Annotated in this window: 16 protein-coding genes and 2 pseudogenes; 8 read left to right on the forward strand and 10 right to left on the reverse strand. The window is 57.4% G+C overall.

The window, feature by feature from the left end; all coding sequences use genetic code 11:
• Positions 1 to 549: 549 nt before the first annotated feature.
• From AF337_RS39875 to AF337_RS06910, 7 genes are all read right to left on the reverse strand, one after another.
• Complete coding sequence (locus AF337_RS39875) at positions 550 to 1272, reverse strand: diadenylate cyclase (RefSeq protein WP_049731538.1); 723 nt, start codon at positions 1270 to 1272, stop codon at positions 550 to 552.
• Between the two features lie 41 nt (positions 1273 to 1313).
• Positions 1314 to 2267, reverse strand: coding sequence for a hypothetical protein (locus AF337_RS39880; protein ID WP_049731539.1), 954 nt, complete (start codon positions 2265 to 2267; stop codon positions 1314 to 1316).
• 56 nt (positions 2268 to 2323) lie between these two features.
• Positions 2324 to 3211: an anti-phage nucleotidyltransferase gene (locus AF337_RS06885; protein WP_063844309.1), complete on the reverse strand. Its 888-nt coding sequence runs from the start codon at positions 3209 to 3211 to the stop codon at positions 2324 to 2326.
• 10 nt (positions 3212 to 3221) lie between these two features.
• Positions 3222 to 4157 carry an anti-phage phospholipase gene (locus tag AF337_RS06890; protein ID WP_049731540.1) on the reverse strand — a complete coding sequence of 312 codons (936 nt, stop codon included), beginning with the start codon at positions 4155 to 4157 and terminating at the stop codon, positions 3222 to 3224.
• A gap of 366 nt (positions 4158 to 4523) precedes the next feature.
• On the reverse strand, positions 4524 to 5324 hold the full coding sequence (locus tag AF337_RS06900) for a hypothetical protein (RefSeq protein ID WP_049731542.1): 801 nt from the start codon (positions 5322 to 5324) through the stop codon (positions 4524 to 4526).
• Between the two features lie 105 nt (positions 5325 to 5429).
• Positions 5430 to 6113: an anti-phage Hailong system nucleotidyltransferase HalB gene (gene halB, locus AF337_RS06905; protein ID WP_049731543.1), complete on the reverse strand. Its 684-nt coding sequence runs from the start codon at positions 6111 to 6113 to the stop codon at positions 5430 to 5432.
• A gap of 23 nt (positions 6114 to 6136) precedes the next feature.
• On the reverse strand, positions 6137 to 7063 hold the full coding sequence (locus AF337_RS06910; protein ID WP_049731552.1) for a BrxR family helix-turn-helix transcriptional regulator: 927 nt from the start codon (positions 7061 to 7063) through the stop codon (positions 6137 to 6139).
• A 197-nt stretch (positions 7064 to 7260) separates the two neighbouring features.
• Here AF337_RS06910 and AF337_RS06915 point away from each other — a divergent pair, with 197 nt between their 5' ends.
• From AF337_RS06915 to AF337_RS06935, 4 genes are all read left to right on the forward strand, one after another.
• Positions 7261 to 8457, forward strand: a complete 1197-nt coding sequence (locus AF337_RS06915; RefSeq protein WP_049731544.1) for an anti-phage 6A-MBL system MBL-fold protein — start codon at positions 7261 to 7263, stop codon at positions 8455 to 8457.
• Positions 8454 to 10739 (forward strand): anti-phage 6A-MBL system cap2_3 protein, encoded by a 2286-nt coding sequence (locus tag AF337_RS06925; RefSeq protein WP_082336761.1) that lies wholly within the window; start codon positions 8454 to 8456, stop codon positions 10737 to 10739. Before AF337_RS06915 ends, AF337_RS06925 begins: the two co-directional genes overlap by 4 nt.
• A gap of 11 nt (positions 10740 to 10750) precedes the next feature.
• Positions 10751 to 11533, forward strand: coding sequence for a hypothetical protein (locus AF337_RS06930; protein ID WP_049731547.1), 783 nt, complete (start codon positions 10751 to 10753; stop codon positions 11531 to 11533).
• Between the two features lie 120 nt (positions 11534 to 11653).
• Positions 11654 to 12466: a ComEC/Rec2 family competence protein gene (locus AF337_RS06935; protein WP_049731548.1), complete on the forward strand. Its 813-nt coding sequence runs from the start codon at positions 11654 to 11656 to the stop codon at positions 12464 to 12466.
• 79 nt (positions 12467 to 12545) lie between these two features.
• Here AF337_RS06935 and AF337_RS06940 read toward each other — a convergent pair whose 3' ends face one another.
• On the reverse strand, positions 12546 to 14024 hold the full coding sequence (locus AF337_RS06940) for an SNIPE associated domain-containing protein (RefSeq protein ID WP_049731549.1): 1479 nt from the start codon (positions 14022 to 14024) through the stop codon (positions 12546 to 12548).
• 326 nt (positions 14025 to 14350) lie between these two features.
• On the opposite strand from AF337_RS06940, the gene AF337_RS06945 reads away from it, so the two are divergent.
• Both AF337_RS06945 and AF337_RS06950 read left to right on the forward strand, forming a co-directional pair.
• Entirely contained in the window at positions 14351 to 16708 is a 2358-nt protein-coding gene (locus tag AF337_RS06945) for a hypothetical protein (protein ID WP_049731550.1), read from the forward strand.
• Positions 16709 to 17415: 707 nt separating this feature from the next.
• Positions 17416 to 18333 (forward strand): recombinase family protein, encoded by a 918-nt coding sequence (locus AF337_RS06950; RefSeq protein WP_008534020.1) that lies wholly within the window; start codon positions 17416 to 17418, stop codon positions 18331 to 18333.
• A gap of 1046 nt (positions 18334 to 19379) precedes the next feature.
• On the opposite strand, the gene AF337_RS06955 is transcribed toward AF337_RS06950, so the two are convergent.
• Both AF337_RS06955 and AF337_RS06960 read right to left on the reverse strand, forming a co-directional pair.
• The gene (locus AF337_RS06955) at positions 19380 to 20348 is read right to left on the reverse strand and encodes an IS481-like element ISRel2 family transposase (protein ID WP_011053284.1); all 969 of its coding nucleotides are present in this window, start codon (positions 20346 to 20348) and stop codon (positions 19380 to 19382) included.
• 84 nt (positions 20349 to 20432) lie between these two features.
• Positions 20433 to 21067: pseudogene (locus tag AF337_RS06960) on the reverse strand (integrase core domain-containing protein); the annotation flags it as partial.
• 101 nt (positions 21068 to 21168) lie between these two features.
• Between AF337_RS06960 and AF337_RS06965 the strand changes: the two are divergent.
• Both AF337_RS06965 and AF337_RS39890 read left to right on the forward strand, forming a co-directional pair.
• Positions 21169 to 22125, forward strand: a complete 957-nt coding sequence (locus tag AF337_RS06965) for an IS4 family transposase (protein ID WP_342028410.1) — start codon at positions 21169 to 21171, stop codon at positions 22123 to 22125.
• Positions 22079 to 22290: pseudogene (locus AF337_RS39890) on the forward strand (IS3 family transposase); the annotation flags it as partial. The gene AF337_RS06965 and the pseudogene AF337_RS39890, both read left to right, overlap by 47 nt.
• Positions 22291 to 22313: the final 23 nt, after the last annotated feature.

A 22313-nucleotide genomic window follows, 5' to 3' on the forward strand; every position in this document is an offset into this window, starting at 1 on the left:
GGCCGATAGCGCTCTCTCGTGCATGCCGCATGCGCAGGAATCCCCAGCCCAGGAAATGGACAGCATTAGGGAGGCAGTTGGCGATCTCAGTCGCACCACCGGCCCGCGTCAAAGATTCACATTTCCACCACTGCAGAACGTAGGGTGGTCGTGTAAAATATGCCGCGCAAGAGTTGGTGAGACGCGTCCGCGAATATTGATCGCCTTGAAAGGATCAGAACCAAGGACCCCGTTATTACGAAATTCCCTCTGTAGGAGATTCGTAGGCGAGCCCAAAACTTACCTTAGCTGAAATGGCTGATATGGGGACCATACTGTCGGTTTTGGAGGCCGGGCATCGGTAAGCTGCAGCTGGGCTGCTGTGGCCCTACCGCCTTTTTCCAAACCCACTTCGGCAGTTTGCACTTCGCTTGGGCTGCGGCCGCTTGTGCCCCCTAAGCGGTCATCGGGCAGCGGATCGGGCGATGGCTCGTCCAACGCGTTTCACGAGATACCACATCGCAATGTTTCAACGGATCGTGAGCCCCAATAATGCGAGCCGACGGCGGCTCAGCCTTTCAGATAGCTCTCGTTGAACGAGGGGTGCGGCTTGAACCGCTGGGTCACAATGGTGATTTTGCCCATCTCGATCGGCTCCGCCTCGATCCGGTCGAGAGCCTCGTTGACCGTCAGGCATTGCTCTTCATTAAGGTAGAAGCGATGGTCATCGAGGAAGGCTCGAAATTTGTAATATGTGGGCCTGGTCGCGCTCGCGATGCCTGCAACAGCCTGCTCAATCTTGCTCCGGTCGACACTCGGTCGCAGAAGCGGCACGACGTCGAGTGTGCGGTCTTCGGAAATAACAAACGCCATACGTGGAACCGAGGCCGCCGCAACGTAACGAACCGCCGAATTATACCGCGACCCGCGCGAGGGCGTGCTCTCGACTGAGGCAGGGCCATCAAGGATCACGCCCACCGCATGACAAACGCCGTTCACGTCGGCGAGGATCGTCCCGTCGATCAGGGTAGCGCGCTCGATCAGCGCCTTGTTCAGTGGCGTTGGGCTGATGACGGTCCCCTGGCGCTCGAGGCGCTTGGCCTCACTCGCTGCATCGCTCGCTATCACCAGCGAGCCGCCGTGAGGAAGTTGCGCAAGTATATCGAGAATGGTGCGAAACCTGCCAATCGCGGCGGCGTCGATCGAATCAAAGACGCGACGCATATTGTCAATAAAGCGTTCTTTGCCGATCGTCTCCTGGGGCAGGCGCGCCTCACCAAAGCGGCAACGCATGAGCACCTGCTCGCCTCGCCTAAGATCCCACTGATCGTGACTCAAAAATTCACAGAAATGGGCGGCGCGCTGACGTCTGAAAGGTCTCCAAGCCCAACGATCCTGTTGTAGTCGGCTATGAGCGCCGCCTCAGATGTTGCCATCTGTAATAGCTTTCGTGCCCAGCGCGTCTGCGTCAGCGCCGCCGGGCGTTCGAATTTCAACACGAAGCTCAGATTAGGATCGTCCGAGGCCGCAAAGACCAGTTTACCGGCCCCTGCTTCCCCCTCATACTGCATCTGCGAAATGGCGTTGATGGCATCGAACATATCGCAATCAGCGAACCTGCCTTCGATGAACGGCGTCCGCATGAAACTGGCAGCAGCGCGCCTGATCACCTCTGGAGCGGAACGCATCGCATCATCGCCAATTTGCCGCCCTGGATCTGGACGCATGAGGCCGTGCCGCCCCTCTTCAAGAATTTGGCTGATGCAGGAGTGGACGAGGCTCGCCTCATGGGGCTCGCAGTTCCAAATTGCCTCGAATGAGGGATGCTGGCGGAACAAGTGCTCGGGCACCTGCAGAGCGCAAACGACATCGTAGTCGCCGACGCGGTAAGGCGTGCTGCAGAATGTGCGCCGGCCTTGCTTGTGTCCCTCGACATCAAGCCGACGCTGCACCTGCTCTGCAATCGCCAGGCGCCGGATATTGTCCGGCTTTTCTCGCATGGATACCTCATCGCCATAAAATACGCGCTGCTTCGGATGATTGGTGACTGCCTCGTCCACCTCATCAGTGATACGGTCAAACAGCGCCAACGACCATTCACCCTTCTCAGGCTCGATGCAGACGGGGTGCACGGTCGAAAGCTCAGGTCGCCTCAGGCCCACCAGCAACACCTTGGGGTCGATATCCGCACCAATCAACTCGAAGACGCGTTTGGCCAGATATTCGAGGCTGAACCGAAAATGGGATTGGTACCCCCACATGAAGAGATTGGTAGTGTTCTCCTTCATTGCCTCTCCTCAAGAACCAAACCTACAGCTTCAGCAGACCGACTTCCTGAAAACCGTCAGTAGCTGTTCCAGAAAATTCTGAGGCTGGTGCGGAACCTTTCATAGTTCGAGGTCGACCAGCAAACGTCTTGGTAGTCGCGCACAAGCCAGTGAAGCTCGTTCGCGCACGTCAGGTTATCCCTGTTAGAGTTCTGAATGAAATTGAGGCAGTTGGTTACCGACATCAGTTGACTGTAGCCGTACTGATTGTTCGAGACGTTATAGAGTAGACCTTCAATGAAATATGAGGGCGCTATTCCGGCGTCCAGATAGCCTTCCTCGATCATGCGGTTTCGCATGTTCTTGAAGACGCGGACGGTCCTCTTCAACCACGAACCCGTCGCTTGGTTCTTATCTGACAAGTTCGTCCGGTGCTGGCGCGGGTAGTTGACGATGCGACGGCCGTCCGCGGTCTCGAATACTATGCCCTCATTATATTGCGGGTCCATAAAGCCCGAATATGACGTGTAGCGCCGGTGCTCCGCTGAAACCAGCACATCCGCATCCCGACGGTTGCCGTTTCCCGGAATGAAAATCGCCTTGTTGCCTACCGTGACACCGGCATAGTGCCGTCTCAGCCAGGCGGTCACGTCTCTCTTGAAATCTGACAGCTCGTAGTCAGCGGGAACGCGGTCACGTTGGTATGCCACCTGCTCTCCGGCCTGAAGGTCATCGGTATTGTCGTAGAACGTTGAGGTGAGGCGGATCACGATATCGACGTCGCTGTCCGCATAGATGTTCGTGTCGTTCGCGTAGGACCCCTGGAGGAAGTCGTCGAATGACTTCAGGTAATACGGCGAGTCAGTGCTGTTCAGAACGGCTCTAATAGCTTCGTGGGTAGTTTTGGACTGCGTCACCGATCCCTGATGGGACCACGTCTGCAGCTGCTGGTCTGAAATGGGCATGAGGTCTCCACTAACGCAGAAGCGTCCGGATCGCTGCTTCCTGCTTGCCGAACGAATCTCGGCCGCGGGTATGAATCAGGTCGAGTTTGGACAGGTCGTATTCGAGAAGGTCGGTTTCCATTGACGGTTCGGTGAATGCCTCGCTTACGCGGACGGTCTCGACGTCGGGAAAGAGGATGCGGCGAAGCTGCTCCATCGACTGAGCATTGATGTTGAAGGTTTTCTGGATTAGCTCGGCTTCCTCCGCCCAGGAGATGAACCATGCCTTCGTGAACTTCTTCACGCGTGGAACAGGATAGTCGCCCACGCCGACGTTCAGGACCTTGATGCGTTCGTGGGGTACCTTATACGCGCGGACGGCATCTGCGATCGCGTACAGTGTCGGGTTGTTCGCGCAGTACCCACCATCCAGCAGCAGAAGCTCGTCCCCGTCGATTCTGACCTGCCGTCTAGTGAAGAAGGGGTAGGCAGAACAGGACGCTTGCACCGCGTCGCTTAGGGTGCAGCCGAACCCGGGAACGAAGGTAGCCGCGCGACCGTGAGCCTGCTTTGGGTCGGATTTGAATATGATGGGTGTTTCCATCACCCACTTGGTCGCGACTACACCCAAACCAGTCTTCACAGCATTGAACTTCTGTTCCTTGAAAATCTCGTCGCCCAGCCTCTTCAACGCGGCCGACCGACGTGCCTTGTCCTTGGGGCGCATCACGTCCGGCACGTGTTTCCGGTAAAGCTCGTGGATTTTCGGGACCGGCGTACCGATAGCTAGGAGCGTGCCGATGATCGCGCCAGTACTGGTTCCGAAAATGAGATCGAACGCCTCATGAATCGGCTCGCCGAGCATGGCCTCGACTTCGTGAAGCACGCCCAAGGTGTAGAAGCCCTTCGCTCCACCTCCATCCAACGTCAAGACGCGAAAGGGTTTATCGGCAGCTAGGTCCGCCACGGATGGCCTCTTAGAAAATCAACCTCTGATGTATAGGAGCTCACGCTGGGTAATAGAAGGCGGCACCTAATCCTGGGTCGCCTTGTCCCCCGCATTTTTTGCCACACTGCACCAAGGACAGCGTCAAGAATAAAGGCGCTCATTGTGACAAGGTTCACCTCTACGACTCGCAGGAAGTCGCGGAGCGACCAGCGACGTTGTGAACTCCTTTTGTTGCGAATGTATTGTGCCTCGGCGCGTCCATGGCCAGCCGTGCCTTCAGCAACACTTCTGCACAGTAGCTGGCATGGGCGATGTCTGACAAGCTGGATTGGAGCCGACCATAAAGCTTCAGGCTCTCCACCACCAGATCGAGGTCGTATCTTGTCATGAGATCATTGCGAGAACCTCGGTTGGCGACTTGATAATGATGCCCTGCGAGGCAAGATTAACACGATTGCCGTGAAAAAGGAGACTGTTAGATCCTGCTGACTCTCCTCGGTCCGCCGTGCAAAATACGTCGTTTCCATAGGCAAGATGCGAGCCGAGGATCAGGACATCACACCATTCTCCTATTATCGGACCAACGACCTTCCTTACCTGCTTGCGATCAGATGCTGCCGCATTGTCCCAAGCTCGTTTAAGCGCAATGGCCCAACCTTGGGGCAATTCTCTCGAGTGGCTGTTTGGGCCAGTACGGGTCACCTTACCTGCAGGAACCGGCGGTTGCCCCAAGAGCAGGTTGTTGCCGTAGGTCACCAGCGGTTGGTGCCTCGGGTAGGGCCTGCAGAACGCGCCAAATCTTTCGTTCCGTTCATTCGCCGGCAGCAGATCATCTGGTGCCCATTCCATGACGTCGATGAACTTCTCTGCACCGACGATCGGGGCATGCAGCATCTTGATACCTATCGACGCCAAGTCGCTAAAAACGGCCACACGTTTTGGGTCGGGCGACGGACGGGGGTTGTTGGTGAGTACCACCGCGAGGTAGGCAAGCTTGTCCTCGAAAGACAGGCACTCCACGAAGACCGACGCCTCAGATACTCGTGCCAACAACCTGCCATCGACGATCGCCTTCCTTAAAGCTCGTGCATCAGTCGGGTCCATGTGTTCGGGCTCGCGGTCGGGTGTATGCAGGATATCTAAGACGTTGGTGTCAAAGGTTATCCTAGGAGGACTATTATTCATTGCTATACCGTGACCAGGCCGCTGCTATCCGGGCGGGAGACGAAGAGATGGCGCAGCGTTTCCGAAACAACATGACAGTTGTAGCTCTTTTCCTCTTTCCAACTGTCAATAATCTGCGACCGCTGCATCTCCCTCCGCCCGGGTGAACGCCAGAGCGACCGTATTCGATGTGTCTGAAAACCGCTTCAAATAAGCGCCATAGCCGATAGGTCCTCGTTGGAACTTGTCTTTCCCGAATTCAATTAGGAATTCGTGCAGCATCTTCATCGCTCCAGCATCGACGCGATCTGTGTCTTTGTTTTTGATCAGCTTCAATACGTCATCCGATCGTGCAAACGCGGAAAGCTCGTCTGCTGAGAATACGGGCTTTTTCTGTTCGGCGGATCGGGCAATCAAGACCGTGCGAACGCACCATGCGATCCGACGATTGAGCAGCGATGTTCGATTGCTGTCGTGACCGTAGTCGATGATAAACCAGCCCAGATCAGAGGCATTCTGAATTTCCTGCTCATACGAGGCCCGCAGTAAGAAATGTGCTTGAAGCAGCGCCAGCTGATCTAGAGGATCGTAGATTGCCTTTGCTTCACGAACGATATGGCAAACGAACAGATCCCCATTTTCAGCGCGTTTAAGAAGGTCGTCAACCGGATAGATTGAGGTTGACAGATGGCCTTTTTGGATGTGCCGGGGCTGGTCGTCCTGCGAAATCAAAAGCAGGTCCGTATCAGAATAGACGTCTTCGTCCCCGCGCGCGTGGCTCCCGAACAGAAGCATAGCAGTGATAGTCATCGTATTGAATTACCTTGCAGCCGTCAGGATTCGAACTTCGATTCCTTCATTTTGCGGAGCGCATCCGTTGATAGTTTTCTCACAACCGCGCGCGCCTGAACCACGTCATCAAGGTTCTTCAATACGAGCTGCTGCTTCTCAGGCTTCACAGCATCCGAGGGCACATCGAGGCTGTGCTCGTTGATAAGATAAAACGCGGCGCTCAATCGACAGGACACCCGAAGTTCGTTGGCGGTCATGTCGTATTCTGCGGCAACTGCCCCTCGCTTCGCTTCTTCCAGCAGTGGGTTTGGCACGAGCACAAGCTCGATCGTATGGTGCCATTCGAGGTCCATAGTCGAATTGACGTCGCATTTTCCGAGGAGGGTAGCACTCGTAATGCGGTTTAGACTGTAATCTCTAAAATCATTGTGCTCCTTCGACCAGGAACGAATGTACCAGCGGCCACCGGCGAACAAGAACGAATGCGGAGCGATCACCCGGAGGCCTGGGGTGGATCCGGTGAGCGACGCGTAGCCGACTTCCAATTCAGCGTTTTGTTTGATCGCGTCGAGGATATGTAGCAGATGGCTTGGGCTTGTTGCGCGCCGCTTCAGGGATCCCACGACTTCAACAGGCGGCTTTTCGGAGAACCAAGTATCCCCCTCGCTCATCCAACCTCTCTGCACGGCCATAAGCTGCAGAAGGTAGCGGTCAGAATACGGTCCCACAAATTCGGGGGAATAGTGAGCGGTACGCACATAGCTCTTTTGGCTGCGGTCGTACGTCAGGTTCTTCTCAGCTCGGCTCTGATACAAAGCGATGTCGGATGAGGCCTGTTGTTCCGAGATCCCGAAGAAATCCACAATATCTTTTCGATTGAACGCCCCCTGCCAGAACAATCGAAAATCGATAAATTCCAAACGTTTAGAGACGCCCCACCTTAGATTTCGATCGCCGGCTTCCGTCATGGACACCTCTTCTTTATCGATTAATCCAAAAAAGATGCATCGCATTACTTGATTGGTTTTGTACTCGTGCTTACCTTTTATGGAGGCATGGGGAGGTGCCGTCAACGTACTGGGAATGGCATTGCGTCGAATTGTCGGGTGCAGAGCTCGCTTTCTACGCGCGAATTGAGAACGAGTAGAGAACGAGGTTTCGAGCAATGGCAGCCAAAACAACACATTTTAAGGTCAGCAATGGAGATATGACACTCATCGAAACCGGTGACGGGCATACAATCATCGTTGACATCAATATCCGCGCAGCGGCCGATGATCCATCGGATGACACTCCGGATGTCGCAAAACAACTGCGAGAGCGCCTGTCGAGAGATGACGAGGGCCGCCTCTACGTCCACGCATTCCTGCTGACTCATCCTGATGCAGATCACTGTCGTGGCCTTGAAAAGCATTTCCATCTCGGTCCGCTTGGTGACTGGAAGAAGGCAGACGACAAGATTGTGATCCGCGAGATGTGGTCGTCTCCGATCGTCTTTCGTCGAGCCTCCCGCAACCATACTCTGTGCTCGGACGCCAAGGCCTGGGCCGCTGAGGCGCGTCGCCGCGTCCGGCACTTCCGTGCAAACGGTTACGCCTACGATGGCGATCGCATCAAAATTCTCGGCGAGGACGAAAGCGGAAAAACGGACGACTTGACGGAGATTCTGATTGTCGGTGGAGATGTCTTCCAGACCATTTGCGGTGTGACCGACAACACCTTCTCCGGCCACCTGCTCGCTCCGATTCTGGCCGAGGACGAAGAAGAGGCCGAGTTTCTCAGCAAGAACAATTCGAGCGTTGTCATCAGCATCTCGCTCGGCAAATCAGACCTCCAGAACCCGAGCTATTATCTGCTTGGTGGCGACGCCGAGGTCGGCATCTGGGAAAAGCTTTGGGGAAAATATGGCGACGATCCATCTCAGTTCCAGTACGATATCCTGATCGCCCCGCACCATTGCTCTTGGCATAGCCTCTCCTGGGACAGTTGGTCCGATTTCGGTGAAGACGCTGAAGTGTCGGAAGATGCGAGGTCTGCGCTCGGCCAGCCGATGTCCGGCGCAACGATCCTCGCAAGCAGCAAGGAGATCAAGGACGACGACGCCGACCCGCCGTGTATCCGTGCAAAGCGCGAATACAAGTCGATCCTAGAGCCGGCGAAGGGTACGTTCACGTGCCTTGGAGAGCTGAACGGGGACGCTCCACTCGAATTCGAAATCACGTCGTCCGGCGGTCCCAAACAAAAAGAACGCTCGGCAAAGGCAAAGATTGCGGCACCTGCCATACTCGGCCTCGCCGGCGCTGCAGCCGGAAGTCAGAGTGCACTCGGTTCACAGCCGTTCAAGCACGGTGACGACGATTGAGATCGCCCTCTTCTGCAATATTGCGTGCGGTGCGCCAGATTCAGGCGCATCCTCGCGTCGTCAGGCTGGAAAACACTCTGGATGTCGACCTATCGATCGTCGCCCATGTTGATACCGGTTTGGGCAACCGATGGAAAGCTCACGGAGCCAGTCCGAACGGCGTTCTACCGATCGAACCGATCACCATCCGATTTTCGGAACACTATCCAGGAGACTGCCCAGACGTATGCCTTCGGTTCGACTTTGACCGATCCCACCCGCACCTTTTGCCTGGCAATCCAAGTGAACCCCCGCGCCCCTGCTATATTGATGGCGATCCCCGCGACTTCTTGCGACTGAGGGGACCCTATGGCCTGGTAACCCAGGTAGCTGATTGGCTAGAAAAGGCGGCAGCAGCCGAGCTGATCAATCCAACCCAAGGGTGGGAGCCGGTCCGCCGGGATCGTCTTCAAGACTATGTTGAAGCCGATGCGGACGCTATTCGCGCGCTGGTCAATCCAGACGGCGGAGGCGCATTCTTTCGTGCGCCCTTCACGATGGTCGGCGACGAGAAACTGCGATCCTATTGCTGCCATTTGATGGAGCGGCTTCAGCTAAAGCAGGATATAGCAAAAACACTCTATAGCCAGTACGGCCAGATCGGGATTGGGGTCGTGTTTTGGCCTGGCCGGTCACCGGCGGGCGGCGAGTTGGTCGCGGGAACATACGCGCCCGAAACGGTCACAAATGTCATGGGCCTATACGAGCGCGCGCAGTCGCTCGATTTGCTAGAGCCGCTCAAATCGCACCTTGGTCTTCTACAAGCGCGTCTCAAAGGAGTGCCGGCCCGCGTGCCGATCGTGATTGCGATCGTGCTTATGGTTCGAAGGCCACTGGAGGTCATCGGTCAAGGCTCCCGAATTGAAATCCTACCATATGTCGTCGAGGTCTCCAGTTCGGAGGACCTGAGCCCGACCAGCCAGCAGCAAGTTCGTTTGGCGGCGCATCGCGACACCATCAGCGCGAAGCTGCTGACGACCATGGCTGGAGGAGCTTTTGTGACGGAGCCGCCCAAATGGACACTGATAGGTGCCGGCAGCGTCGGATCTAAACTTGCCGTCCATTTGGCTCGTGAAGGCAAGGGGCCAGACATCGTAATCGATAGCGGCACGATGCGTCCGCATAATTACGGCAGACATGGGCTAATACCTCGATCGCGGTTTGATGCACTTAACGATTTCAAGGCAGAAGCCCTGAGCTATTCCGTCAGGTTGTTAGGGCAGTCGTCTACCGGCTACTTTACAGATGCCACCTGGCTCGCAACGACCATTACTGACGACGAACGGCTCAAGGCTTGGCCACGCGGGTCCCGCCTACTCGTGGATGCCACGGGCTCTCCGTCGGTGACGGACGCACTTTGTTTGCCAGACGTTACCAGATCTCGACCGCGTGCCGTCGAGACTAGTCTTTTCGCGAAAGGTCGCGTTGCCTACCTCGCAATTGAGGGAAACGGGCTCAACCCGAATGTCCAAGACCTTGCCGCGGAGAGCTACCGCATTTTCGCCAAAGACAAAGCCCTGCAGAAGCTCGTCTTCAACCGAAGAGGCGAGCTAGTCCCGATCGGTCAAGGCTGCTCGACACTGACCGCCCGGATGTCGGACGCTGCTCTTTCTGCATCCATTCCCGCGATGTCGATGAAGCTGTCGAAAGTCCTGCAAGACGACGGCATGGACGAGCACGGGGAAATTCTGCTCGGCCTCGTCGATGAAGATTTGCTGGGCCAGTCCTGGCAGCATCACAAGGTCGAAACGTTTGTTGAGCTGTCCGGTGACAGTGACACGACGCCATCGGTCAGAATTTCCCGCCGCCTTGCCGACCATATCGATGAGACGATAGGGTCTTACACCGGAGTTGAGACCGGAGGTGTCCTGATCGGGCGCTTCAACGAAACGACAAATAGCTTCCATGTGGTCGACATTGTTCCCCCACCGAAGGACAGCCAATTCTCCGCCAGTGTGTTCTCACTCGGAACCGACGGTCTCACCGATCGCCTCAACGAATACGTGGCTGATAGCCACGGCACGCTCTACCCGATCGGCACGTGGCATAATCACTTATCCGATAGTCCGGCCTCTAAAACTGACTTGGCTACGGGCGTGCAACTTGCATTCGGCCAGACATTTCCGGCCGTAATCCTCATCAAAACACCGGCGGCATTTCACGGATTGGTGGTCGAAGCCACAGACAAAGTCGACGCCCAGGAACCTGTGGTCACGGTTTCACGCATACAACAGCGCCAATGACGGGAAACACGATGGTAGGTATCTCCAAGCACTTCGACGCCTACACCCTGCGGGCGAGAGTTGTTCCAGCACTTATGGCGGGACTTCCCACCCTCGCCTTCCTGTTTCTCATTATCCCCTGGGATCATTTCAGCGTGTCCCAGGCCATATCCGCAACGATGGCCATAATCCTGCTAGTCGCGTTCGCTGATCTCGCCAGAAACCTCGGCAAAAAGGCTGAAAGAAAACTCGGCACACGAGCTACGCCGGAGTTCTGGTTCCGAGATGACGGCACAATCGACTCCGTCTCTAAGGATCGATATCGGAGTTTCGTCGCATCGAAGCTTCATATTCAGGCGCCGAGCGCGCAAGATGAGATCTCGGACCCAGCATATGCCAAACAATTCTATTCGAGCGCGGGGAATTGGCTGCGAGATCAAACCCGTGATTATAAGAAGTTCCGCATTCTGGCGGATGAGCTATTTACCTATGGCTTTCGCCGCAATCTCTTTGGCCTGAAGCCGGTGGCACTATCTCTGAATGTGATTGTCCTTGGGCTTTGCCTCATCGCGATGACTTTGCCGCTACCCGTGGAACTTCCCGCGCTCCAATCTTCTGGCAGGCTCGTCATCGCCATCATAGCCGTGATTCTTCATTCCGCTTTCATGATATTTGCGGTGAACAAAGAAGGTGTCCGCGAGGCTTCCCGCGCATATGGAATTCAGTTGATCCTGAGTTGCGAAACGCTCATGGCCTCGACCACTGGCATCCCGCGGGGTCAGGCAAAGTCGGCACGTAGCAAGCAAAAACCCTAAGGCGATTACAGTGTCCGACAAGAAACAACCCGAGTGGTGCTGCCTCAATCGCGCGCGCGCTCTCGCAGGAAATCTCGATACGAGATTGAAACCCAGAGCGATACGAAGGAGGGCGGTGTGATGGACATCCGCATTTTCAACGTGGAGCATGGCGGTTGCGCGCTGGTCTCGACCGACAACGGCGAGCACCTGATGATCGACGCAGGGCATAACAGCACCACCGGCTGGCGCCCCTCGGTGTATCTGCCACAACTCGGGATCACATCGCTTGAGCGCCTGATCATCACCAATATGGACGAGGACCATGCCAGCGACCTTCACAATCTGCGGAAGACAGTGGCCATCAACGCCTTATACCGCAACCCGACCGTCGGCGCGAACGAGATCCGCTACCTGAAGGGGCAGAATGGCATTGGCTCGGGAATTGAGAGCCTGGCGCGGATGATGACGACCTACACTGGCACTGTTCCGCCGCAACCGGACTTGGGTGGCCTCTCAATCCAGATGTTTTGGAACACCTACCCCTACGATTTCGAGGACGAGAACAATCTTAGCATGGTGTGCATTCTGCGTTGCCATGGCCTTGTGGTTTGCTTCCCGGGGGACATGGAGGTACAGGGCTGGAACCGCTTGCTCGACCGGCCCGATTTTCGCGCATCTATGGCGGAGGTTCACGTTCTCGTCGCCTCACATCATGGTCGACGCAACGGCTGCTGCGAGGGACTCTATGTCAATGGGTGGCGACCTCAGCTCACAATCATATCGGATTCCGGCATCGAGTATGCGACCCAAGAAACGGTGGCGTGGTATCGCGCGCGTACCCAAGGCGTGTATCTCAACGGCGATTTCAGGCGGGTCTTAACCACACGCCGTGACGGGCGCATCCTCCTTCGCGCGACGCCGACCGGATCGTCAGTTCACGTTGGCGTCTAGCTTTCGGACTGCCATCGGATATGGCAGTAGTGACGGCGGGGCACGACCCCTCGCCCGACAGCGATTGGATGAGAAAAAATCAAATCGCTTCGGGAAGCCTATAGTCGCTTGCAACCTCGAGCGCGGCCAATGTCGCGTTCCGGCGCGCGAGCGTCTCGCGGTAGTCCTGCGCTTCGACGTCGCGGAAAAATGGTGCGCCAGGAGCAAGTCTTGTGACCGCAGCTTCAACCTCGTCGATGCGAGCCCGGAAGAACTCCTTCCGGAAATTCTGCGCATTAATTCGAACAGCCTCGAACTCTTTATGGAGAGCTCGTTCGAGCGCCGGTGCGTCATCGCTGTAAATGATAGCGTGCGTGTCGAAAGTGAACGGAACGCTCGCGTCGCCGAGCTCGCGGACGCGGTCTGCCGGATCTAGCCTCCGCGTTAGACCAATTTTGACGACGTCGTCGCCGAACGACCCGATATTCGAAATGATGTACACGTAGCCAGATTTAGTCTTCTCGGCCATGGCTTGCGCACGTTCGAACTTCGCATGTGCTTCCTCGAGATCACGCTCCAGCATTGCAATTTGCGCATTGAAGGCTTCGAGCTTCGGCCCGACTGCACGTTCGGCTTCCGCCTTCGCCTTGTCGAGGAGGCGCTGATAACGACCCTCCTCTTCCTCGGCGCGCTCCATGTCACGAACGAGCTTTAGCTCCTCCTTCTGCGCCCTAGCAAGCTCCGCTCGCTCCTCCTTCTCAGCCTTGAGCTTTTCGCGATACTCATGGGTCAGGAAGAGTTCCTCCAAGCGAAGTTTCAAATAGCCTTCCGTGATGAAAACTTGATTGGATTCGTTCAGTTTGTTGATTTGGGCAAAGGCAGTTCCGATTCTCTTTTCCATCGCATTAACATTGTTCCAACGCGTGTTGGCGATTGCCGCGTCACATTCGTTGTTAAAAGCGCGCAACGTCAGCCGGATGTTTCGGTTCGTCATCGTCTGACCTTTGGCAGTGCTACCATCCACCGTCCAAGTTGTCGGGCAGATCACCGCGGCCTTATCGGTGACCATATTCTTCTGCGCCGCCCGCACGCGTTCAACATTCCGTTTGTACTCCTCGCTGTCCGTATAATCGAAATGAGGCTCGTAGACGCCCATCTCCGCGAAGGCGAGCTTCTCATCAAAAATCGCAACTTCTTTAATGAGGCGATCAAATATGACCTTCTTTTCTGCGTACGACGAACGCAGCACCGAGAGGTCGGTATTGAGCGTTTTGATCGATCCTTGAACGGCTTCCGCCTCTTTATCCAAATCCATGATAGGCTTGTAGCGTTGCTCGACCCTGCGAATGAATTCCACCAGCGCATTCTTTTCAGTTTCCATCTCGGCGCCTCGAGTTTGCGCGACGCCAAGCGCACCGTTGCTTTCGCTCAACGCACTATGAGCCTCCTCGAGAGACTTCTCGGCGCGCTTTCTCAAACCATTCGCCCGTATAAATTTGTAGATGAAAAACGCCATGAGGAACGGGCACAGGATTAGTACGACCCCCACTCCTGCAGCGAATGCTTGCTCGTTTGTCATGAATTGCCCCACCCCTAGTAGCAGAATATTTCTTTTTTCTGCACGTTAGAGTCAAGTAATCCGAGAACAATCAACGGTGAGAGTTAACCACTGACGATTATTTTATGCGAGCCGCTACATTGCGTCGTAGGTCGCGGAACGTCTCCCTGTCGGATGCAGAGCGAAAGTGCTTGGTTGTCATACAGGTATAGGCGCGCGGCGTCGGGCTGCTCGATCCCGAGGTATAATCCAGGAAGCCATCGGGCCGATTATTATACCGTTTGTTAAAGGACAGCTCCTATTCCGCTCGCCCCCGGCATTGGGGCCGGGAGATATGGAATGCGACTATGCCAAAACAAGACGTTTCCGGACGCCATTTTCAACGAAAAATCTCCGAATATTGCGAAGTCCGTATCGCGCCGACCGCATCAAAACGGGTCCTGGAAAATATCCGACCATACCTCATCAGCCTGATCATCTACCGGAAGTCACCGCCGTTGCAGAATTGCCGCATCAACTGGAAGACGATCGGCGAAGCCTGCGGGATCGATGACGAGATGACACCGGAGCTAAAAAACCAGCTGCGCCCTGCTCTCGACGCCATCCTCCGATGGCTCCGCCTGCCGCCTGCGGCGGAAGACGTTCGGCCGACAAGCCCGAAAACCAAATCGCCCAAACCCGTTCGTCGCGCGCCAGCACCAGGGGCATCCGCAACCCGCAAGCCCCAACGAATGGGCAGCGACAACACTCCGGCCCAATCCGCCTCTGCGCCCAGAGGACCGGAACCGAAACCGATCCAGGAATTTCCCGAACCGCTGTTCGAGGCAACGGACGATCCCGAAAGCTTTCAGGACGCGCTCATTTACCACATGCGCCGCTTCGGCGACAGTTATTGGCAACTCTATCGCGCGATCATTCGTCTCAGCGAGACTTTTGACCACAAGACACTGTTGTCATGGATCCAGGGTGAACGCGCGCCGAGATCCATTGCCAGCTTCGATATCCTCGCCCGCATCGAGCGGCGCTACCGACTGGCGGACGGATATTTCAAGGCCAAGCTCCCGCATCAGGCCCGCTCGCTCAATGGTCACGACCTTGGCGATATCAGCCCTGCCGAGCGGCGGCGACTGGCATGGCATCTACCGGATGACTTTGGCAGCCTGCCGTTCTCCAAGCGCGAGGAGATCATCGGCTGGGTGCGGCGTGTCATCATCTCCGGTTCCACCGATTATCGCCGATACCAGGCGGCGGCCAGCAAGCAACTTTATGCCATCCGGTTTCCCGGCATCACCTATGGCGGAGGATCCCTGTCTCCCCGGTCTCCCGTGCTGTCCAGCGGCGCCAGTCGCAGTGCGGACGAATCCTTCGAGGATCCGGATCTTCTTTCCGGCGTGGTCGATGCGCCACCGCGGCTGGCGATGGAGATGGCCGACCTGATCCGCTTCAAGACCTCGACACTGACGGCGATCGGGTTTCAGCGCAATGGTGTGTGGGGCGAGGAAACGGCATCGCAAAAGATCGAGCATCTCGGGCTGATGTTCGGGGCGCTGGCCGCCTCACCCGCCGGTGTCGTCAAGGGTCGTGGCGTCCCGCTCAGCCAATTGACGTTCGGCTTACTGATTTTCCCAGGCGTCTGGGACTGGTATCTGCAATGGCGCGAGCAGCGGCGCGGCTTCTATACCAAGTGGGAAGAAGACATGCTGATGGTCGCACAAGCCCTCTCCCGTGCCGAGGTCGGCTGGATCCGACAGCATCCGGAGCTTCTGAAGAATGTCAGGCCCATCGAAGGCCTGATCGCTCCAGAGGAGATCGAATTCGCTTCGCGTGACTGGCATGGCGCCTGCGACGCGTTTCATCGGCATGCTGCCAATCGCTCCAAGGAAGTTCAGCGGGTCATGCGGGTGCATCGTGATCCGTTCGAGCCGATCATGGTGATCCTCGAAGCAGACAGCCCTTTGGCAGAGTATCGCAAGATCACCGACGAAATCCTGAAGCGCATGCCGGACGAGCATCTCTATCCCCGGCCCGCGGCGGAAGCGGTCCGCTCCTTCCTGATGCTTCGGCTTGGGTTGCATCTGGGGCTGCGGCAGAAGAACCTTCGGCAGCTGCGCGTCTGCCCGCGCCGTCACTTTCCGACGGCGGAGCGCCGGCTGGAAGACATGAAGTGCGGGGAGCTGCGATGGAGCGACCGCGAGCGTGGCTGGGAAGTGCTCATTCCGTCCGTCGCATTCAAGAATTCCGGCTCGTCCTTCTTTGGGCAAAAACCGTTCCGGCTGATCCTGCCCGATCTGCTCGATCTCTACCACTACCTGGATGCCTATATCGACCGGCATCGCGGTGTGCTGCTCGCCGGCGCGAAGGACCCCGGCACCCTGTTCGTGAAGACGGTCAAGACGACCAGCACCGACGCCGCCTACGACTCCACGACCTTTTATGAGGCCTGGCGGACCGTCATTCAACGATACGGGATCTACAACCCCTACACCGGTCGCGGCGCCATCAAGGGCCTTTTGCCGCACGGCCCACACAATGTGCGGGATATTCTCGCGACCCATATCCTCAAGCAGACGGGCTCCTACGAGCAGGCGAGCTACGCGATCCAGGATACCCCCGATGTGGTGCAGCAGCACTATGGCCGCTTCTTGCCGCAGGACAAGGCGGCGCTGGCGGCAAAGATCCTGAACCAAGTTTGGGAGGCGGCATAGGCCGGAACGGGCAATCGGCCGCACTCTGCCGGCATACCGGTATACTCAGCGTTTGACCGAGCTTGCCACCAACGCGGCGGGCAGGCTCGGCCTCGGCTCGAATACTCTCTCGGCTCATCTCGCCGTGTGCACTACCGGCAACTTGACCGAAGTTTAAGATCTTTACATCCAATTAACTATATGAATTAACGTTGTTCTTTTCCCAAACGGAAGCGCACCTCGTATCAGTTTCCGTCACTCTTTACGGCCATCAGTTCGACACCTCACCTCCGATAAGTATCGCTTATCGGAGGTGATTGCTATAACGCCGCAAATCAGCGATGTCGGTCCCCATGGATCGCCGGAAATGCGCGGTTTTCCGGGCTTTTCGGCCGATTTCGCCTGGGATGACCGGACTCCCCGAGACAGATTCGGCCGCCGCAGTTGCCCCGCATGATCCCGACCCTTCTTCCGGCAAGATGCGCCGGCGCCCCTCCTGCGGGCCCCTGCTCTCGCGGCATCTCCAAAACCATTGTTTTTCCGGCCTTTCCGCCACAGGAGCCCGCTGGCGCGGGTTTGTCAGTGCGGACGCACCGTTGCTTATCTCGGGTGGCGATTTGAGTCTGGCGGGCCGCTATTTGATGCTTAAAACACGCTTGCAACTGTTCGATTTCTAACGCATGCCTTATCTGTACAAACTACTTCGAGACAGGGCCGTTACAAGCGCGATGGCAAAGCCACAAACATTTGACAACCAACAATCTCCCAAGCGGCTGATCGGTTATGCCCGGGTGTCGACGGATGAACAGGTCCACGATGCCCAGTTGGACGAGCTGCGTGCAGCCGGCTGCGATCGGATCCATCAGGAGCATGGTTCCGGAGCATCGCGGGCTCGACCGGTGCTGACGCGATTACTCGCTGAACTTAGCGCCGGCGACGTCCTCATTGTCGTGCGCCTCGATCGACTGGCCCGATCCGTCAGTCATCTCTTGTCGGTGATCGAGGACCTCGAGGCCCGCGGCGTGCATTTCCGGTCGATCCGCGATCCAATCGATACGTCGACCCCGCAGGGCATGTTTTCCCTTCAGGTCCTCGGCGCCGTCGCGCAGCTCGAGCGGGCGCTAATCGCTGAGCGTACCAAAGCCGGCATTAAGGCGGCGAAGGCACGCGGCAAGCTTCCTGGAAATCCCGGTCTGCGAGAACGACGGCCGGAGGCGATCAAGGCAATCTCGCAGGCACGGGAGAAGCTCTATCTCGATGAACTCATTGCATCGGCGCAGACGTGGCTGCCGATGGTGCGTCAACTCCGGCCGCAGCACAGTTGGGACAATGTCGTGCGGGTTCTCAATCGCCGTGGCCACGACTGGACCGTCGAACGCCTTCGTCGCGCTGTTCATCGCATGGTACGCGAAAAGCTCGCGGAGAAGGAACTCCTTGCTCGATCCCCTCGCCGGGCTCCCGAAGACTATCTGATGAAGCTGGTGGCGGCAATTGCCATTGCCGATCCCAACCTGTCGCTGCGCGACATTGCCGCGCAACTGGACCAGATGGGAGAACGGCCTGTGCGCAGCGGCAAGAACTGGCAACCGTCCTCGGTGCGGGTCCTGCTGGACGAAGCCCACCGATTTGGCCTCATTCGCCGTTGAGGGCATGGTTCATCCGACGCCCGATGGCAGAGAGTCTTTTCTTGTCGCTATTCGACTGCATAGCCGTCAGGTCCGGCCTTTGGGGATCTGTAGCGCCAGGACCGCTAGTCGCTATCGCTCCGCGGTTTCAGCTCAGCGCCTACATCCTCGCCGCGGAGCCGGCTTCCTCCGCCTGCTCGCCCCCTCCCCCGGAACGTGCTGAAGGCTTCAGCCGCGGTGATTATGATCCGCAGAGGCGCGCGGGCCATGACCCTCGGCGGCGCGGGTAAAAGCAGAGGACAGCCGCTCCCCTCGCTACCAAAAAGCCGTCTCGGCTGCACGACGAATTCGGGCGCGAGCCGGAACTCAGTCAGACAGTATTTGTTTCTTTTACAATCCGTCCGCGTTTCGGCGTTCTTTCAAGGATGCTCGACAATTTGATTGAGCCATTTGTCCGCGCCGCCAGCTATATTTCCTACAAGAATGATTACGGCCGAAGATCTGCAAACATTCGTTTTACGACCAGCAAATTTCGACTGTCCTCGAAGCCTGGGAGGTCTTCGTCCTGAAGCATCCTGCGGAGACCGCCGTTAAGATTACAAAGCAATGTCTCCTTTCAGTCGTGACAAACACCGCGATTGTTCGTTCGAACACGAAGCCGCTCAATCGGCTCCGTGCATCAACTGACCTTACTACACCAGCCGCATAGAAGGGCTGTCGGCCATTCTACCCGGGCAACCATGACCAATGCCCTTAGAACGTCATGTACGATCAAAAATGACCGCCAAGACCCCGCGACCCATGGCGGCGACAGGACGGTACCTATCTCTACACAACCGATCTTGTGAGAGGTGGCGCGAGGAGCGGGTCATGCGCCGTCCATAGTAGCGCCCGAAAATGTCGTTTCTTTTCAGAGTGTTGTAGCTGTGGTCAGCTGACCACCGGAAAAGCAGCTGTTGGCAGTGCGTCCCACCCCAAAAGACTTGCTGGCCCACGACAGCAGAGTCTGGCGAAAAACCTCGATCAGTGGACCCGCTGACCTAGCACTCAATCCTCTCCGGCAGCGACTAGATGTGGAGCCTCAACAGGTTGTCCTGGGTAAGAGCGAGCCTAGTGATTGGTGGTTTTGAGTTTAGACTTCCGTGAGGCCTGTGCCAATTGTAGCGATGAAGCCATCGTGGCAGTTCGGCGGCGCGCATGTCCGAGTTGGGATAGGCGACGGCGTAGGCCCACTCTCTGAGGGCGGTCTGGATGAAGCGTTCGGCCTTTCCGTTGGTTTTAGGCGTATATGGTCTGGTGCGAACGTGCTTGAGGCCGTTGTCGCGACAAGCTTGGCCGAATGGCTTTGATGTGTAGCAGGGACCATTGTCGGTCATGACGCGCTCGACCGCGATCCCGAGGCTGGCATAATAGGCCAATGCCGCCTTCAAGAAGGCCACGGCGCTTTCTTTCGTCTCGTCCGGCGATATCTGTGAGAAAGCGATGCGAGAGGCATCGTCGATGGCCACATGAACGCATTCCCAACCGGCGCCCCAACTCTTGCCTCTGCGCGAACTCTGGCGAGTGCGATCGCCGGTGATGCGGTGGCCGACCTCATGAAACCGGCCGAGCTTCTTGATGTCGATATGAATCATCTCGCCGGGAGCCTGGCGTTCATGACGACGCACAGGCTCGGCCGGCTCGATATCCTTGAGGCGGGAGAGGCCTGCGCGCTTGAGAACCCGGCTCACCGTCGCTGCAGATACACCGGTTTCGATCGCGATGTGCTTGCCAGTCAGGCGCTGGCGGCGAAGCGTGATGATGCGCTCCGCCAGCGCCTGACTGGTCTGCCGGGGCATGGCATGAGGTCGGGAGGAACGATCGAGCATCGCCTCTCGACCACCGGCCTTGAAACGCTCGACCCAACGGGCGACGATCTTGGCCGCGACGCCATAGGCCTGTGCTGCCTGAGCCTGGGTCAGATGCCCTTCGATAACAGCAAGCGCCATTTGTTCCCGGCGCAACGGCGTCAGTCGGGCATTCTTATGAATGTTCATTCGCGGCGATCCTTCCGACTCGAGGTGTGATAGCTCCAGTCTCCTAAATCCGCTTTGAATGGACAACCTCCCGAAAGCTCACAACTAGAGCCTGCGCGCTCCGAGTACGCCAAGTGGCGGAAACGCGAAGCTTTCATCTCGCGCAGCGTTGGAGCCGGTTGCGGCAATGGTATCTGCATCACGTGCCCGGGTCTGGTCCGAGCGATGAGTGCGGCCGGAAGTGGTTGTAATCGTCGGCCCAGCAATGGCGCTTCGGGCATAATCGCAGCCGAGGAACAGGCTTTGGTTGACCATCTCGTCCCGCATCCGGCCGTTGAAGCTCTCGACATTAGCGTTTTGCATCGGCTTCCCGGCGTGATGCCGTGCGACTCGACACTATGATCCTTCGACCTGGCAAGGATGGCATTCGAGGTGAATTCCGTGCCGTTGTCGGAGACGATCATCCCCGGTTTGCCGCGCCGTTCGATGAGGACCGACAGTTCGCGAGCGACGCGACGACGCAAGATCGAGGTGCACGGGATCGCCGCCAGGCATTCGCGGGTCACGTCTTCGACGAAGTTGAGCACGCGAAACCGCCTTCCGCAAGCGAACTGGTCGTGAACGAGATTCAGCGAGCTTCGGGCATTGGCCTTCGCTTCGACCAGGATCGGGCCACGCGTGCCGACAGTGCCGCCCCGGCTTTTCTGCTTGCGAACGGAAAGTCCTTCTTCGCGATAGAGCCCGTAGATGCGGTCGACCCCAACGGCGCTCCCCCCCCCGCCGAAGCCGCCGGTCGCCGGTCGCCGGTCGCGAGGTCGCGCAATAGGGCGACTTCTTTATGATGTGGGCGCGCCTGCCCGACCAACGCTTCGATCTTTTGTCGCGCGTCATGCATGACCATGCACTCATCGGCGGCTCTAAACTGCGTGATGTCGTAGAGACAGTTCGGTTCTGCGACACCCAAACGATCGAGCTGCGCGAGCGCGCCGACCGTCCGGCGCGGCAGGCAACGTTGTGCCTGCGCTTCGGCCAGGCGACGATCAGGCGACCGCAAAACCTGCGCGAAGAAGGGCTGCCCGACGGGGTTAGGCTCAGTTGGGTCGAGGTCGTCGAACCGGACGCACCCGACGGTGTCGAGCCCTTGCATTGGCTGCTCTTGACCACCCATGCGCTCTCCAGTGCGACTGACGCCTGGCAGATCGTCGCTTGGTACAAGCAGCGCTGGATGATCGAGCAGTTCTTCCGGGTGATGAAGACGCAGGGCTTCAAGATCGAAGACAGCCAATTGCAGTTAGCGCCGCGGCTGGAAAAGCTCGTCGCCATCGCCGCCAAGGCCGCGGCAATCGTCCTCCAACTCGTGCAGGACCGCAGTGGCGGCGATCCTCACCCGGCAAGCCTGGCAGTCAGTCCCCACGAGATCAACACGCTCGCCGCCCTCGAAAGCCGCTTCAAGGGCAAGACCAAGCTGCAATCCAATCCCCATCCCAAAGCTTCGCTCGCCTGGGCCGCTTGGATCATCGCCAAACTCGGCGGCTGGAACGGCTATGCCTCCTCCAAGCCGCCTGGACCCATCACCTTCTTCAACGGACTCAAATACTGTGCCGATGGCTGGGCCTTGCGAGATAGGTATATGCCTCAGTCGTTCGGTGGAGAAATGTTCCACTGGATCATTTGCTTTTGGTCACGAACAAAATCCAGCGACCAGCGGGCAGAGCCTTCGCGTTGGCCAGGATCGGTGCGCGCGTGCCTGCAAGTTCGCTTACGGAAGGGGGTTTCGCGTGCTCAACATCGTCGATGACGCGACGCGAGAATGCCTCGCGGCGATCCCCGGACACCTCGATCTCCGGTCGTCGCCTCGCTCGAAACTCGCAATGATCTCTCCGACAACGGCACCAAACTCACCTCGAATGCCATTCTTGCCTGGTCAAAAGACCATAGGGTCGAGTGGCTCATTGCGTCACCTCGCCCAAGATAGCGGTTGATGAA

This window comes from Rhizobium ecuadorense, assembly GCF_001187535.1.
GTDB lineage: Bacteria > Pseudomonadota > Alphaproteobacteria > Rhizobiales > Rhizobiaceae > Rhizobium > Rhizobium ecuadorense.

Coding starts and splice junctions, on each gene's coding strand:
- AF337_RS06930 (WP_049731547.1), top strand. CDS start 10,751: ATGGTAGGTATCTCCAAGCACTTCGACGCCTACACCCTGCGGGCGAGA.
- AF337_RS06900 (WP_049731542.1), bottom strand. CDS start 5,324: ATGAATAATAGTCCTCCTAGGATAACCTTTGACACCAACGTCTTAGAT.
- AF337_RS06935 (WP_049731548.1), top strand. CDS start 11,654: ATGGACATCCGCATTTTCAACGTGGAGCATGGCGGTTGCGCGCTGGTC.
- AF337_RS06940 (WP_049731549.1), bottom strand. CDS start 14,024: ATGACAAACGAGCAAGCATTCGCTGCAGGAGTGGGGGTCGTACTAATC.
- AF337_RS06885 (WP_063844309.1), bottom strand. CDS start 3,211: ATGCCCATTTCAGACCAGCAGCTGCAGACGTGGTCCCATCAGGGATCG.
- AF337_RS06945 (WP_049731550.1), top strand. CDS start 14,351: ATGCCAAAACAAGACGTTTCCGGACGCCATTTTCAACGAAAAATCTCC.
- AF337_RS06955 (WP_011053284.1), bottom strand. CDS start 20,348: ATGAACATTCATAAGAATGCCCGACTGACGCCGTTGCGCCGGGAACAA.
- AF337_RS06915 (WP_049731544.1), top strand. CDS start 7,261: ATGGCAGCCAAAACAACACATTTTAAGGTCAGCAATGGAGATATGACA.
- AF337_RS39880 (WP_049731539.1), bottom strand. CDS start 2,267: ATGAAGGAGAACACTACCAATCTCTTCATGTGGGGGTACCAATCCCAT.
- AF337_RS39875 (WP_049731538.1), bottom strand. CDS start 1,272: ATGCGTTGCCGCTTTGGTGAGGCGCGCCTGCCCCAGGAGACGATCGGC.
- AF337_RS06910 (WP_049731552.1), bottom strand. CDS start 7,063: ATGACGGAAGCCGGCGATCGAAATCTAAGGTGGGGCGTCTCTAAACGT.
- AF337_RS06950 (WP_008534020.1), top strand. CDS start 17,416: ATGGCAAAGCCACAAACATTTGACAACCAACAATCTCCCAAGCGGCTG.
- AF337_RS06965 (WP_342028410.1), top strand. CDS start 21,169: ATGTGGGCGCGCCTGCCCGACCAACGCTTCGATCTTTTGTCGCGCGTC.
- halB (WP_049731543.1), bottom strand. CDS start 6,113: ATGACTATCACTGCTATGCTTCTGTTCGGGAGCCACGCGCGCGGGGAC.